The organism is Tabrizicola sp. (assembly GCF_030694085.1).
Taxonomy (GTDB): Bacteria; Pseudomonadota; Alphaproteobacteria; order Rhodobacterales; family Rhodobacteraceae; genus Tabrizicola.
The window spans coordinates 1-1,013 of sequence record NZ_JAUXZE010000084.1; the positions used below are offsets into that span (position 1 = coordinate 1).

General features: G+C 65.9%; 1 protein-coding gene. It reads left to right on the top strand.

Features of this window, described 5'->3' with window-relative positions; all coding sequences use genetic code 11:
* A partial coding sequence (locus Q8M85_RS20010) for an IS30 family transposase (RefSeq protein ID WP_305547912.1) occupies positions 1-999 on the top strand: 999 nt, incomplete at its 5' end.
* Positions 1,000-1,013 lie beyond the last annotated feature (14 nt).

Here is a 1,013-nt window from a genome sequence, read left to right on the forward strand (position 1 = left end):
CAATGCTATGAACAGGTGAGCCTGCGTGAGCGGGTGGAGATCGAGATATTGCGGCATTCGGGGATCTCGATGCGGCAGATCGGCAGGGCGCTGGGTCGGTCGGCGTCGACGATCAGCCGGGAACTGGCGCGCAATGCGCGGCCGACCAAGCAATGGTGCGGACCCTATGAGGGGGAGCGGGCGCATGATCTGGCGCGGCGGCGGCGGCGTTGGGATGCACGGTTCAAGCTGGCACGCCAGCCGGACCTGTGCGGCCTGGTCAGGGACGGCCTTGCGATGGGACGATCACCCGAACAGATCGCCGGCCGGCTGGCGCGCGAGCACGGTAGGCCAGTGATCAGCCACGAGTCCATCTATCGGTTCGTTTATCACCGCTCGGCCCAGAAGGACTACTGGCACCGGCTGCTGCCGCGCGCCAAGAGCCGGCGGGGGCAACTGGGCAAGCGCGGAGGCTCGCCGGCCAGCCGGATGAGCCGGCGTCGCGCCCTCGCGGCTCGTCCCGCCGAGGCCAGCGATCGGACCATTCCGGGCCACTGGGAGGCCGATCTGATGGGCTTTTCCAAGTATGGCCAGTATGTGCTGGTCACCCACGAACGCAGCTCGCGCCTGCTCAGGGTCGAACGCCTCCCCGACAAGACCGCCATGAGCGTGAGAACCAGGCTCTCGGATTGGCTCACGACCCTTCCAAAGCCATTGCGCCGCAGCCTGACCTTCGACAACGGCACCGAGTTCGCCCTGCACTACAAGCTCAGTTGCAAGCTCAGCCACGGCACCTTCTTCTGCGATCCGCACGCGCCCTGGCAGAAGGGCGGCATCGAGAACGCCATCGGCCGCATGCGACGCACCCTGCCGCGAAAGTCCGATCTCGCGGCCATCACTCAGGATCAGCTCGACCGCCTCGTCGCCGCCTACAACGACACCCCCAGAAAATGCCTTGCCTTCCGAACCCCCACCGAGGTCTTCTCAGACATCATCAACCGTGTTGCACTTCAACCGTGACTCCACCTCCCTGC